General features: G+C 51.0%; 12 protein-coding genes. 4 read left to right on the top strand and 8 right to left on the bottom strand.

Annotation, left to right across the window (positions count from 1 at the left end):
* Window positions 1-14: 14 nt before the first annotated feature.
* Window positions 15-491 (bottom strand): transcription elongation factor GreB, encoded by a 477-nt coding sequence (greB, locus tag ACJHWR_RS08760; RefSeq protein ID WP_000856744.1) that lies wholly within the window; start codon window positions 489-491, stop codon window positions 15-17.
* 227 nt (window positions 492-718) lie between these two features.
* Here greB and ompR point away from each other — a divergent pair, with 227 nt between their 5' ends.
* Together ompR and envZ are read left to right on the top strand one after the other, a co-directional pair.
* Window positions 719-1,438 carry a two-component system response regulator OmpR gene (ompR, locus tag ACJHWR_RS08755; RefSeq protein ID WP_001157751.1) on the top strand — a complete coding sequence of 240 codons (720 nt, stop codon included), beginning with the start codon at window positions 719-721 and terminating at the stop codon, window positions 1,436-1,438.
* Entirely contained in the window at window positions 1,435-2,787 is a 1,353-nt protein-coding gene (envZ, locus tag ACJHWR_RS08750) for a two-component system sensor histidine kinase EnvZ (protein ID WP_001253708.1), read from the top strand. Before ompR ends, envZ begins: the two co-directional genes overlap by 4 nt.
* Window positions 2,788-2,818: 31 nt before the next feature.
* Here envZ and nadS read toward each other — a convergent pair whose 3' ends face one another.
* The 3 genes from nadS to pckA all read right to left on the bottom strand — a co-directional run bounded on the left by nadS (window position 2,819) and on the right by pckA (window position 5,228).
* Window positions 2,819-3,115: a NadS family protein gene (gene nadS, locus ACJHWR_RS08745; RefSeq protein WP_000650976.1), complete on the bottom strand. Its 297-nt coding sequence runs from the start codon at window positions 3,113-3,115 to the stop codon at window positions 2,819-2,821.
* 58 nt (window positions 3,116-3,173) lie between these two features.
* Complete coding sequence (locus tag ACJHWR_RS08740; protein ID WP_000493757.1) at window positions 3,174-3,491, bottom strand: type II toxin-antitoxin system RelE/ParE family toxin; 318 nt, start codon at window positions 3,489-3,491, stop codon at window positions 3,174-3,176.
* Window positions 3,492-3,605: 114 nt separating this feature from the next.
* Window positions 3,606-5,228, bottom strand: coding sequence for a phosphoenolpyruvate carboxykinase (ATP) (gene pckA, locus ACJHWR_RS08735; RefSeq protein ID WP_001361659.1), 1,623 nt, complete (start codon window positions 5,226-5,228; stop codon window positions 3,606-3,608).
* A gap of 378 nt (window positions 5,229-5,606) precedes the next feature.
* On the opposite strand from pckA, the gene ACJHWR_RS08730 reads away from it, so the two are divergent.
* Complete coding sequence (locus ACJHWR_RS08730; RefSeq protein ID WP_000378656.1) at window positions 5,607-7,331, top strand: DUF4153 domain-containing protein; 1,725 nt, start codon at window positions 5,607-5,609, stop codon at window positions 7,329-7,331.
* A gap of 133 nt (window positions 7,332-7,464) precedes the next feature.
* Here ACJHWR_RS08730 and hslO read toward each other — a convergent pair whose 3' ends face one another.
* The 4 genes from hslO to igaA all read right to left on the bottom strand — a co-directional run bounded on the left by hslO (window position 7,465) and on the right by igaA (window position 11,648).
* Complete coding sequence (gene hslO / locus ACJHWR_RS08725) at window positions 7,465-8,343, bottom strand: Hsp33 family molecular chaperone HslO (RefSeq protein WP_001135574.1); 879 nt, start codon at window positions 8,341-8,343, stop codon at window positions 7,465-7,467.
* A 24-nt stretch (window positions 8,344-8,367) separates the two neighbouring features.
* Window positions 8,368-8,769: a ribosome-associated heat shock protein Hsp15 gene (hslR, locus tag ACJHWR_RS08720; protein WP_000660483.1), complete on the bottom strand. Its 402-nt coding sequence runs from the start codon at window positions 8,767-8,769 to the stop codon at window positions 8,368-8,370.
* Window positions 8,770-8,779: 10 nt separating this feature from the next.
* Window positions 8,780-9,448 carry a GMP/IMP nucleotidase gene (yrfG, locus tag ACJHWR_RS08715; RefSeq protein ID WP_001295168.1) on the bottom strand — a complete coding sequence of 223 codons (669 nt, stop codon included), beginning with the start codon at window positions 9,446-9,448 and terminating at the stop codon, window positions 8,780-8,782.
* A gap of 64 nt (window positions 9,449-9,512) precedes the next feature.
* Window positions 9,513-11,648, bottom strand: a complete 2,136-nt coding sequence (igaA, locus tag ACJHWR_RS08710; RefSeq protein ID WP_000104522.1) for an intracellular growth attenuator protein IgaA — start codon at window positions 11,646-11,648, stop codon at window positions 9,513-9,515.
* A 319-nt stretch (window positions 11,649-11,967) separates the two neighbouring features.
* Here igaA and nudE point away from each other — a divergent pair, with 319 nt between their 5' ends.
* Window positions 11,968-12,528 (top strand): ADP compounds hydrolase NudE, encoded by a 561-nt coding sequence (gene nudE, locus ACJHWR_RS08705; protein ID WP_000045743.1) that lies wholly within the window; start codon window positions 11,968-11,970, stop codon window positions 12,526-12,528.
* The last annotated feature ends 125 nt before the right edge of the window (window positions 12,529-12,653 follow it).

Below are 12,653 nucleotides of genomic sequence, written 5' to 3'. Positions count from 1 at the left end.
GTTAAGACTCTTCCTTACGGTTTCACGTACTCGATAGCATTAACATACCAGCTCGCTTCCCCGGCAGGGGTATTCACCACCGCCAGATCGCCGACTTCTTTTTTCAGCAATGCGCGGGCCATCGGGGAATCGATAGAGATGTAATCTTTACGGCCAAAAATTTCATCGTAGCCGACAATACGGAAACGGTGAGTCACGCCATCGTCGTTTTCAATCTCCACCCACGCGCCAAAAAAGACTTTGCCTTCCTGCTGCGGGGAGTAATCGACGATTTTGAGATTTTCCATGCATTTAGTGAGATAGCGCACGCGACGGTCGATTTCACGCAGGCGCTTTTTATTATACTGATAGTCAGCATTTTCGCTGCGGTCGCCCAAACTTGCGGCCCAGGTCACTTTCTTTGTGACCTCCGGGCGTTCTTCACGCCAGAGATAATTAAGCTCTTGTTTGAGTTTTTCATACCCTTCCCGGGTAACCAGGGGCGTTTTCATCTCGTTGATTCCCTTTGTCTGTTTGATAATGCGCACATTGGGTATAACGTGATCATATCAACAGAATCAATAATGTTTCGCCGAATAAATTGTATACTTAAGCTGCTGTTTAATATGCTTTGTAACAATTTAGGCTGAAATTCATACCAGATTTAGCTGGTGACGAACGTGAGCTTTTTTAAGAATACACGCTTACAAATTGTTGCGAACCTTTGGGAGTACAAACAATGCAAGAGAACTACAAGATTCTGGTGGTTGATGACGACATGCGCCTGCGCGCGCTGCTGGAACGTTATCTCACCGAACAAGGCTTCCAGGTTCGAAGCGTCGCTAATGCAGAACAGATGGATCGCCTGCTGACTCGTGAATCTTTCCATCTTATGGTACTGGATTTGATGTTACCTGGTGAAGATGGCTTGTCGATTTGCCGACGTCTTCGTAGCCAGAGCAATCCGATGCCGATCATTATGGTGACGGCGAAAGGGGAAGAAGTGGACCGTATCGTTGGCCTGGAGATTGGCGCTGACGACTACATTCCAAAACCGTTTAACCCGCGTGAATTGCTGGCCCGCATTCGTGCAGTGCTGCGTCGTCAGGCCAACGAACTGCCGGGCGCGCCGTCACAGGAAGAGGCGGTAATTGCTTTCGGTAAGTTCAAACTTAACCTCGGTACGCGTGAAATGTTCCGCGAAGATGAGCCGATGCCGCTCACCAGCGGTGAGTTTGCGGTACTGAAGGCACTGGTCAGCCATCCGCGTGAGCCGCTCTCCCGCGATAAGCTGATGAACCTTGCCCGTGGCCGTGAATACTCCGCAATGGAACGCTCCATCGACGTGCAGATTTCGCGTCTACGCCGCATGGTGGAAGAAGATCCGGCGCATCCGCGTTACATTCAGACCGTCTGGGGTCTGGGCTACGTCTTTGTACCGGACGGTTCTAAAGCATGAGGCGATTGCGCTTCTCGCCACGAAGTTCATTTGCCCGCACGTTATTGCTCATCGTCACCTTGCTGTTCGTCAGCCTGGTGACGACTTATCTGGTGGTGCTGAACTTCGCGATTTTGCCGAGCCTCCAGCAGTTTAATAAAGTCCTCGCGTACGAAGTGCGTATGTTGATGACCGACAAACTGCAACTGGAGGACGGCACGCAGTTGGTTGTGCCTCCCGCTTTCCGTCGGGAGATCTACCGTGAGCTGGGGATCTCTCTCTATTCCAACGAAGCTGCCGAAGAGGCAGGTCTGCGTTGGGCACAACACTATGAATTCTTAAGCCATCAGATGGCGCAGCAACTGGGCGGCCCGACGGAAGTGCGCGTCGAGGTCAACAAAAGTTCGCCTGTCGTCTGGCTGAAAACCTGGTTGTCGCCCAATATCTGGGTACGCGTGCCGCTAACCGAAATTCATCAGGGCGATTTCTCCCCGCTGTTCCGCTATACGTTGGCGATTATGCTATTGGCGATAGGCGGGGCGTGGCTGTTTATTCGTATCCAGAACCGACCGTTGGTCGATCTCGAACACGCAGCCTTGCAGGTGGGTAAAGGGATTATTCCGCCGCCGCTGCGTGAATATGGCGCTTCGGAGGTGCGTTCCGTTACCCGCGCCTTTAACCATATGGCGGCTGGTGTTAAGCAACTGGCGGATGACCGTACGCTGCTGATGGCGGGGGTAAGCCATGATCTGCGCACGCCGCTGACGCGTATTCGTCTGGCGACCGAGATGATGAGCGAGCAGGATGGCTACCTGGCAGAATCGATCAATAAAGATATCGAAGAGTGCAACGCCATCATTGAGCAGTTTATCGACTACCTGCGCACCGGGCAGGAGATGCCGATGGAAATGGCGGATCTCAACGCCGTGCTCGGTGAGGTGATTGCCGCCGAAAGTGGCTATGAGCGGGAAATTGAAACCGCGCTTTACCCCGGCAGCATTGAGGTGAAAATGCACCCGCTGTCGATCAAACGCGCGGTGGCGAATATGGTGGTCAACGCCGCCCGTTACGGCAATGGCTGGATCAAAGTCAGCAGCGGCACGGAGCCGAATCGCGCCTGGTTCCAGGTAGAAGATGACGGTCCGGGTATTGCGCCGGAACAACGTAAGCACCTGTTCCAGCCGTTTGTTCGTGGCGACAGTGCGCGCACTATTAGCGGCACGGGATTAGGGCTGGCGATTGTGCAGCGTATCGTGGATAACCATAACGGCATGTTGGAGCTTGGCACCAGCGAGCGGGGCGGGCTTTCCATTCGTGCCTGGCTGCCAGTGCCGGTAACGCGGGCGCAGGGCATGACAAAAGAAGGGTAAATAAAACGGGAGGTGAAGGTGCCTCCCGTTTTTAGATTGTTTTCAATTGATTGATAATGAAAGGATTCGCTTGCAAAAGCAGGAGCAATTTTCGGGGTGCTCCGGTAGGCTGACGGCGTTTGGTTTCCCAGCTTTTGACCAGGTCATAACTTACCCCTACGGCGACAGCAAAATCTTGCTGACGTAAACCCGTTGCTTCACGGATCGCTTTTACATCGATTTCGCTAAAAGTATGGACGTGCTCTGGTTCTGGCGTTTCTTCACCCTTTTCGATGCGTACCATTTCTTCTGCGCTGGCAAGAAGATCAGCAAATAATTCATCTTTCATCTGTTTTCAATGCCTCCGTTGACATTTCGGCCATGGTGGAATTTGTGGAGCTTCAACATTAAAGCAGCTTCTCGGACAATAGTTTCAATGCCTTTCTTTGTTCTTCTGTTAAATCATCCTGTTCATTTTTAGGATAAATCAACGCCAGATAAATTCGGCCATTGCGTGTTACGTTGTAATAAATTATCCGAGTGCCACCCCGTTTCCCCATTCCAGAACGGTTCCAGCGAATTTTTCTAAAACTGCCTGTGCCTGCGATAATGTCACCGGCAGTGGGATCTTGAATGAGTAGTTCCTGAAAAGCCCGGAACTCATCATCAGGTAGCAATAACTGGCGGCGTTTGCTAAATCCTTGTAGTTCAATAAAGGTGAACATAATGCATCCTGCGGTCTATTGATAATTATAAGTGTACCGTGTACATATTGGTAGCTAATTAGATAAAAAAACCCCTTATCCGTTTGGATAAGGGGTCAATGAGATATCAGCTGATTACAGCTTAGGACCTGCCGCTACCAGCGCGGCACCCGCAGGGGTGTCGGTGTATTTATCAAAGTTGTCGATAAACAGTTTCGCCAGGGTTTCGGCTTTTTCCTGCCACTGTTCCGGGGAAGCGTAGGTGTTACGCGGATCGAGGATCTTCGTGTCTACGCCCGGCAGTTCGGTTGGGATCGCCAGGTTAAACATCGGCAGAGTGAAGGTTTCTGCGTTATCCAGCGAACCGTTGAGGATGGCGTCGATAATGGCGCGGGTATCTTTAATCGAGATACGTTTGCCAGTGCCGTTCCAGCCGGTGTTAACCAGATACGCCTGCGCGCCTGCCGCCTGCATACGTTTCACCAGCACTTCTGCGTACTGAGTTGGGTGCAGCGACAGGAATGCCGCGCCGAAGCAGGCGGAGAAGGTTGGCGTCGGTTCGGTGATGCCGCGCTCTGTACCAGCCAGTTTGGCGGTGAAGCCAGAGAGGAAGTGGTACTGGGTTTGATCGGCAGTCAGACGAGAAACCGGCGGCAGCACGCCGAAAGCATCAGCAGTCAGGAAGATAACCTTAGTTGCGTGGCCCGCTTTGGACACCGGCTTAACGATGTTTTCAATGTGATAGATAGGATAAGAAACGCGGGTGTTCTCGGTTTTTGAACCATCATCAAAGTCGATAGAACCATCTTCACGCACGGTGACGTTTTCCAGCAGCGCATCACGACGGATAGCGTTGTAGATTTCAGGTTCCGCTTCTTTCGACAGCTTGATAGTTTTTGCGTAGCAGCCGCCTTCAAAGTTAAACACGCCGTCATCGTCCCAGCCGTGTTCGTCATCGCCAATCAGGCGACGTTTCGGGTCGGTGGAAAGGGTGGTTTTACCGGTGCCGGAAAGGCCGAAGAACACCGCAACATCGCCTTTCTCACCAACGTTGGCGGAGCAGTGCATAGAAGCGATACCTTTCAGCGGCAGCAGGTAGTTCATCATTGAGAACATCCCTTTCTTCATTTCGCCGCCGTACCAGGTGCCGCCAATCAGCTGCATGCGCTCGGTCAGGTTAAACGCCACGAAGTTTTCGGAGTTCAGACCCTGTTCTTTCCACTGCGGGTTAGTGCACTTCGCGCCGTTCATAACGATAAAGTCTGGTTTGAAACCTGCCAGCTCTTCATCGCTCGGGCGAATAAACATGTTTTTGACAAAATGCGCCTGCCAGGCCACTTCGGTGATGAAACGGACGGAAAGACGAGTATCCGGGTTCGCACCACAGAAAGCGTCGACAACGAACAGACGTTTGCCGGAAAGCTGTTTGGTCACCAGGCCTTTAAGATGCTGCCAGGTTTCCGGAGAGAGAGGTTTGTTGTCGTTCTTACCTTTGCCTTTGTCTGCCCACCAGAAAGTATCGCGAGTGGTATCGTCACGGACGATATACTTATCTTTTGGTGAACGACCGGTGAAGATCCCGGTATCGACGGCAACGGCACCCAGATTAGTTAACACCCCGCGCTCATAACCTGTCAGGCTCGGATCGAGCTCTTCCTGATACAGCAGGTCGTAGCTTGGGTTGTAAACGATATCATGTACGTCACTGATACCATAAGCCTCGAGTTCTTGCGGGGTCAAACCATTGTTAACGCGCATTTCACTGCTCCTTAGCCAATATGTATTGCCTGAATAGTAAAGTCTTTTTGGGGGTGTTAACCGCGACAAGGCTCATAGATTTACGTATCTGGAGAAATTCATATTTGACAAAAAACTCCGTGATTCCTGTCACGAAACGGTTGCTATTATCGCAGAAATAGCATTTTAGGTGTGGAAAATGTTCTCAAAAGGTTAAATCTTGGTTTATATGGCGGGAATATTGTGAGTGGAATCGCATTCCTGAATGAAATTGATGCAAATTCAATCGGTAAAGTATCGATTCACCACGCTAACTTTTTTTGATTATTTTCTGAAAAAAGCAAAATACTACGGCCTGGATGCGATAATTAACCCACTTTTTGATTCTGGATAACTAACATGGATAGCGTTGAACTTTCACCCGCAACACGTTGGGGGATGATTGCTACCGGATTACTTCAGGGTCTGGTTTGCTACCTGCTGATCGCCTGGCTTGCAGGAAAAAATCTCAGTTGGATTGTTTATGGCGTGCCTGCGACCGTCGCGTTTTCATCCGTTTTACTCTTCTCCGTGATCTCCTTTAAACAGAAGCGCCTTTGGGGATGGCTGGCGCTGGTGTTTATTGCCACGCTAGGGATGAGCGGTTGGCTAAAGTGGCAAATTGATGGCATGACCCCCTGGAGAGCTGAAAAGGCGATTTGGGATTTTGGCTGCTATCTGCTGCTGATGGCAATGTTGTTGCTACCGTGGATACAACAAAGCCTTCGCATCCGCAATGACAGTAGCCGCTATCGCTATTTTTACCAGTCAGTATGGCATAACGTACTTATATTACTGGTGATTTTTCTCGCCAATGGCCTGACGTGGCTGGTGCTTTTACTGTGGAGTGAGTTGTTTAAACTTGTTGGCATCACGTTTTTCAAAACGCTCTTTTTTGCAACCGACTGGTTTATTTATCTAACGTTAGGTCTGGTTACCGCGCTGGCGGTGATCCTCGCGCGAACACAGTCACGTTTAATCGACTCTATTCAAAAGTTGTTCACGTTAATCGCCACGGGGTTGCTGCCGTTAGTATCATTGCTAACCCTGATGTTTATTATCACCCTGCCGTTTACGGGCCTGAGCGCGATTTCTCGCCACATCTCCGCCGCTGGGTTGCTGTTAACGCTGGCCTTTTTGCAATTGATCTTAATGGCTATTGTCCGCGATCCGCAAAAAGCGTCACTTCCCTGGACGGGGCCGTTGCGTTGCCTGATTAAAACCGCTCTGCTGGCTGCTCCGCTGTATGTGTTCGTCGCCGCCTGGGCGTTATGGCTGCGGGTCGCTCAGTACGGCTGGACTGTCGACCGCTTGCAGGGCGCGCTGGCGGTGCTGGTGTTACTGGTATGGTCGCTGGGGTATTTTGTCAGTATCGTCTGGCGTAAAGAGCAAAACCCTCTTGTTCTTCAGGGCAAAGTGAACCTTGCGGTTTCGTTATTGGTGTTGGTAATACTGGTGCTTCTTAATTCGCCGGTGCTGGATAGTATGCGCATTAGTGTGAACAGTCATATGGCGCGTTATCAGAGCGGCAAAAACACGCCAGACCAGGTAACTATCTACATGCTCGAACAGAGCGGTCGCTATGGACGTGCGGCGCTTGAGTCGCTGAAAAGCGATGCCGGGTTTATGAAAGACCCGAAACGCGCGCGGGATCTGCTGATGGCGTTAGATGGAGAGCAACATCTTCAGGAACAGGTATCGGAAAAAGTATTAGCCGATAATGTGTTAATTGCCCCAGGTTCTGGTAAACCGGATGCGACATTCTGGTCGGCCTTAATCCAGGATCGCTTTAACGTGATGACCTGTATTGAAAAAGACGCCTGCGTACTGGTCGAGCAAGATCTGAATAGTGATGGTCAGGCGGAGCGGATCCTGTTTGCTTTTAATGATGACAGAGTCATTGTCTATGGCTTTGACTCAGATAGAAAAGAATGGGACGCGCTTGATATGAGTTTACTTCCGCGCCAAATAACGAAAGAAAAATTACTCGCTGCTGCGAAGGATGGAAAGCTGGGGACGAGGCCTAAAGCGTGGCGCGATCTGACGGTAGATGGTGAAACGCTGGAAATAAACTTAAGTAAGTGACAACGCTTTTAACGGATACGACGCTGTATCTGACCAAAATAACTTGCGATTTATTTCATAGGCCTGGTAAGCGCAGCGCATCAGGCCATTACGTCGTAAAATCCGGCAGAGCCCTCTCTGCCGGACATACTCATTAATGAACTTGCGGATCTGCCGGAGACGCGTTGTTGCGGATTTCAGCAATATCCATCGCATTGAACAGATAGTGGTTACCGCAGTAATCACAATGCATGTCAATTTCGCCATCTTCCGCCAGGATGCTATCGACTTCTTCATCCGGCAGCGTTTTTAGCGCGTCGGCGCAACGTTCACGCGAGCAGGTGCATTTGAACTCCACATCCTGCGGATCGTAAACCGTCACCTCTTCTTCGTGATACAAACGCCACAACACTTCGTTTGCCGGTAAGGTCAGCAGTTCTTCGGTTTTGATGGTTTCGGTTAGCGTCGCCAGGTGGTCAAAGTCGTCCTGCTGGGCATTTTGCGCAGGCATTACCTGCAACAACATACCGCCTGCAGCCGGTTTGCCGTCTACGTCGCCGGTGCGAATAAACAGGCGCGTCGGCAACTGTTCAGAACGCATAAAGTAATCTTCCAGGCAGGCCGCCAGGGTATCACCTTCCAGACCCACCACGCCCTGATAGCGTTCGCCTTCGCTTGGGGTGATGGTGATCACCACGTAACCATTGCCGACCAGCGTTTTCAGGTCGGCATTTTCTGGAATTTCGCCCTGCACGCGCGCTACACCGCGCATCTGCTGGTTGTTGTTACCGTTAATAACCGCCAGATTCATCGGACCGTCGCCTTGCAGCTGTACGGTGATATCACCATCAAACTTCAACGTAGCGGTTAACAGGCTGGTCGCAACCAGCAGTTCTGCCAGCACGTTTTTAACGGGCTGCGGATAATCGTGATTCTCAAGGATCTGTTGCAGGGTTTCCGAAACGGTTACCAGTTCGCCGCGAACGGCAAAGTTTTCAAACAGATAGCGATGTAATTGGTCATGTTGCGGCATAATCATCTCTCTTGCAGGTGACAGTTATTCACTGTCGCCGTGTTTAAATCGTAACAGGTCGCGGCGCTCTTTTTTGTCCGGGCGTCGGTCCGGATGCGGCATGGTTAAGGCATTAAGTTTACGTGCCAGCGCCATTTTTTCGCGTTTCTCTACACTTTCCGCAGTCTCTTCATACAGCAAGGCTGCCTCGCTGGCGGGGCGACGCTGTTCAGTAATCGCCTTTACAATCACCGTGCGTTCGTCATTTCCCTGGCGCAGAGTGAGCGTGGCATTCAGCTCGACGATTTTGCTTGGCTTGCTGCGCTGCCCGTTGTAATGCACCTTACCGCCTTCAATCATTTCACGGGCCAGCGCGCGGGTTTTATAAAAACGGGCAGCCCATAGCCATTTATCCAGTCGAACCTCAACAGCAGGTTTTTCTTTCATGGCATCTCCTTCACATTAGCGAGGGGATCAGGCGGCGGTAGTCATTCAGTGACGGATGGCGTTGATACTGTTTCTCGGCAATCCCGGAGTCAGGATTAGTCACACCGAGGCAGTAACGAATACCAAATTGCGCGGCAGCATCGAGAATCGCTTCGCTGTCATCAATAAACAGCGTTCTTTCAGCTTTAAGACCCGTAGCTTCGGCCACCGCATGCCATAACCGCTGATCCTCTTTCGGATAACCAAATGTGTGGGTGGAAAGTAATAAATCAAGGTGTGCGTCCAGACCGGTATGCTCAAGTTTTACCGCCAGGTTGTGCGGATGCGCATTGGTGAGCAAAATTCGCTGCTTACCGCTGGCTTTCAGTGCCTCAAGAAACGGAATGGTATCTTCACGCAGTACGGCGCGCGGTCCCATCTCGGTGGTCATCGCACAGATATCCAGACCCAGTTGCTCACTCCAGTAATCAAGACAGTACCAGTTTAGCGTATGCTGTACGTCGTGATATTGCTGGCGCATATATTCCATCGCTTCCTGTGGCGTAACCCCGTTTTTCGCGCCCCATGTTTCAGGCACCAGCTTTTGCCAGAAATAGTTATCGAAGGCGAGGTCGAGCAACGTGCCGTCCATATCCAGCAGAACGGTATCTACGTCCTGCCAGGCAATGTTGATATGCATGAGGGAAATCTCCAGAGTGAAGCAATTTGCGCGACAGGGTAGCATAACCTGCCGCGCAAACGTGTTATTCGATAAGGCTTTCTGAAGGGGTGATCAGTTGCGGGTTCAGGCAGCTTTCATAATAGGCCTGAATCTTCATCATGCGAGTGCGATGACGCTGGTAACGACGCCAGGCCTGTACGCCATTATAAATGGCGCTACCCAGCATCGTCAGTAGCAGCAGCGTGGTGCTGAGATAGCGCCACAGGCCGGAACGATCCGGGATCGGATGAAGGCCAATATGCTGCGTACCATTGGCGTCAGTGAAGATTTTTGTGACGATACCTTCGGCGTTAAACGGCGTATGCATCAGCATTTGTGCCAGTTTCTGGAAAGCGTTCCACTGTTCTTGCGGCGGGTAGTCGTAAAGTGATGCCGAAGGCCAGGGCTGATCAACAAAATCGCTGCCTTCGTCGCTGACAATCAGGAATCCACCGGGGGCCGGACTGTTTAGTGATTGTGCCGCTCGCGCCGTTTCATGCGTGATAAACGGCGCGGTGGAGGTTGCCACCAGGTTATCCAGTGATTCCGCACTCACCGGGCGTAATAACACATTCACGCCATCGAGTTTCCCGGCGTTGGCGCGTTTTACCAGCGCGTCCCAGTCTTTACTGTTGCCGAGATTGACCAGCGCATTTTTCAGTCGCACACAGTCATCTTTGGCAGAACATAAATCCGCTGTCTTCAGTACAATGTCGCCAAAATCATCAAGCAATACCATGCCGGATTTTTGAATTGCTGAACGTAATGAGGCGCTGACGCGAGATTCATCTTCCGGTTTAGGGTGCAGCTGGCGATTAACTGCTTCGGTCAAAGCCGTCGCTTTGTTGACCAGTTCAGATTCTGGTAATGGCAATGAGCGGGCGTCATTCCAGATGATCTGCGAGCAGTCAAACGGTAAAAAAGGTGAATTGGTTTTCGCGCTCCAGGTTCCGGAAGTGCGAATATTACACATTCCCGTACCGCTAATACGCAATGTATCGCCAACCCGCACGCCAGCGTCAGCCAGTTGTTTTACGCTGGTGGCTTCAATGGTCTGTGCGCCTTTCATCCACGAGAGGGTGAATTTCAGCGGCATATCCAGCGGGATCCAGAATAACAGCATAAACAGCACCAGCAGCGAGCCCGCAGCGATAATCGTACTGCGCAGCCAGTGCTGTAACGGAAAGTTTTTTACTTCATCATGCAGCGAAAGATATCGCCCCTGACGCACTACGTGGCGGTCGAGATAGATATCGATATCGGTTTGTTGACCAAGATCCTGAGCAATGTAGGGCTGCCAGTGTGCGGGATAGACCAGGTCGATAATACCGAGTGAAATATTGTTGATCTGTTCCTGATCGTTTTCGCCAAACAATCCCCAACGACGGGGTGTGCCGCGTAGACAATGAATTTCCCGCAGGGAGGATTTTGCCGGGGGCGCGAATAGCCCCCACAGTCCTGCGCCCAGCAGCAGTAACGCGCCGCCTGCCAGCCACGGAACAAATACATCCGGGGTAATCAGGCAGAAAAAGAACATCAGGAAGGAGGCTACAATCAGCAACGCTTCGCGCAGCCCGCGCGGACGACTTAGCGCATACTCTTCGTGCGTTTCTTTGCGAATATTGAGTAGCTCGATTTGCTCACTCTCTTCCCCGCGAATCGACGCCTGTGTTGACGGAACAGGTTGCAAGGCATAGCCGCGAGTTTCCTGCATGTACTCCTGCAGCGTATGACCGTTGAGTGAAATAACCAGCGGCAGCGAATCGGTATGAATCAGTTCAACGGTATTCTCATCGTTGATGTACTGCTCCCAGAAAGGGGGCAGGTGGACTTCTACCGAATCGAGGTAGTAACGCCATTTATTCGGATCGTCGGTAGAGATGCCGTAACGCGTGATAGCGTGTGTTAGCATCATGACGTTGTTGCTTTCGGCATTCAGCGCCAGAGAGATCGGTGCCGCGCTGGCTCCCGTTGGGCCAGGCACCTGTAATACCTGCGTCAGGCTCTCAAGATAATTTTCAACGGCGCTACGTTCTTCAGGTGTGAGTTTGCGCGTTTGCGCGTCTGCGAAAGCGTTGGTCCAGGGCAGTTGACGCCGTCTGGATCGCACTTTTATCAGCCATCCCGCAAGTAGTGAGCAGGCCAGCAAAGCAGCTAAAAAAATCACAATGGTGCTCATGCTTTCCCCATCTTACTTAGTCTGTCAGGCGTGGTCAGTCGCACCGGACACAATACATGATTCTGCGGTTGGCTATCGGCAAGCGTGGAGTTTAACTTGAGCATCATTAAGCACATCACAGTAACCGCTGATCATAGCAAACCCTCTGAAGGCGGAATATCAGCAAATTCCTGGAGTTATTTCAACCTATTGACTTTTAATTTGATTTGAGGATGATTATTTAATAAGTTACATAAATGTAAATAACATGCAATTCACATTGCCGAAAGCGTGTCCGATATCGCACAATAACCGCTGATTTCACAGCATAGATCCCACGATGAGCAAATCATTACAAAAACCCACCATTCTGAATGTTGAAACTGTAGCCCGTTCACGACTGTTTACCGTCGAAAGCGTGGATCTGGAGTTCAGCAATGGCGTGCGGCGTGTTTATGAACGAATGCGTCCAACCAACCGGGAAGCGGTGATGATTGTGCCGATTGTGGACGATCACCTGATCCTGATCCGCGAATACGCAGTGGGAACGGAATCCTACGAATTAGGTTTTTCGAAAGGATTAATTGATCCGGGTGAAAGCGTCTACGAAGCCGCTAACCGCGAGCTAAAAGAAGAAGTGGGATTTGGTGCGAACGATCTGACTTTTTTGAAGAAGCTCAGCATGGCGCCGTCTTACTTTTCCAGCAAAATGAATATCGTGGTAGCGCAAGATCTCTATCCGGAATCGCTGGAAGGCGATGAGCCAGAGCCGCTACCACAGGTGCGCTGGCCGCTGGCGCATATGATGGATTTGCTGGAAGATCCTGACTTCAATGAAGCGCGTAATGTCAGCGCGCTGTTCCTCGTGCGCGAATGGTTGAAGGGGCAGGGGCGGTTGTAAATGCGTGAAGTTTGCCTGATGCATAATGCTTATCAGGCCTGTGCGGCTCCTGCAATATATTGATTTTTCTAGATGTTGCCAGACGGGTAAAGTGTTCACGCCGTATCCGGTATAAACAAAGTGCA

Source organism: Escherichia sp. WS568, assembly GCF_046486085.1.
In the GTDB taxonomy this organism is placed as follows: domain Bacteria; phylum Pseudomonadota; class Gammaproteobacteria; order Enterobacterales; family Enterobacteriaceae; genus Escherichia; species Escherichia coli.
Note: the sequence above shows the minus strand (reverse complement) of the source record. Positions and strands in the feature narration are given on the sequence as shown.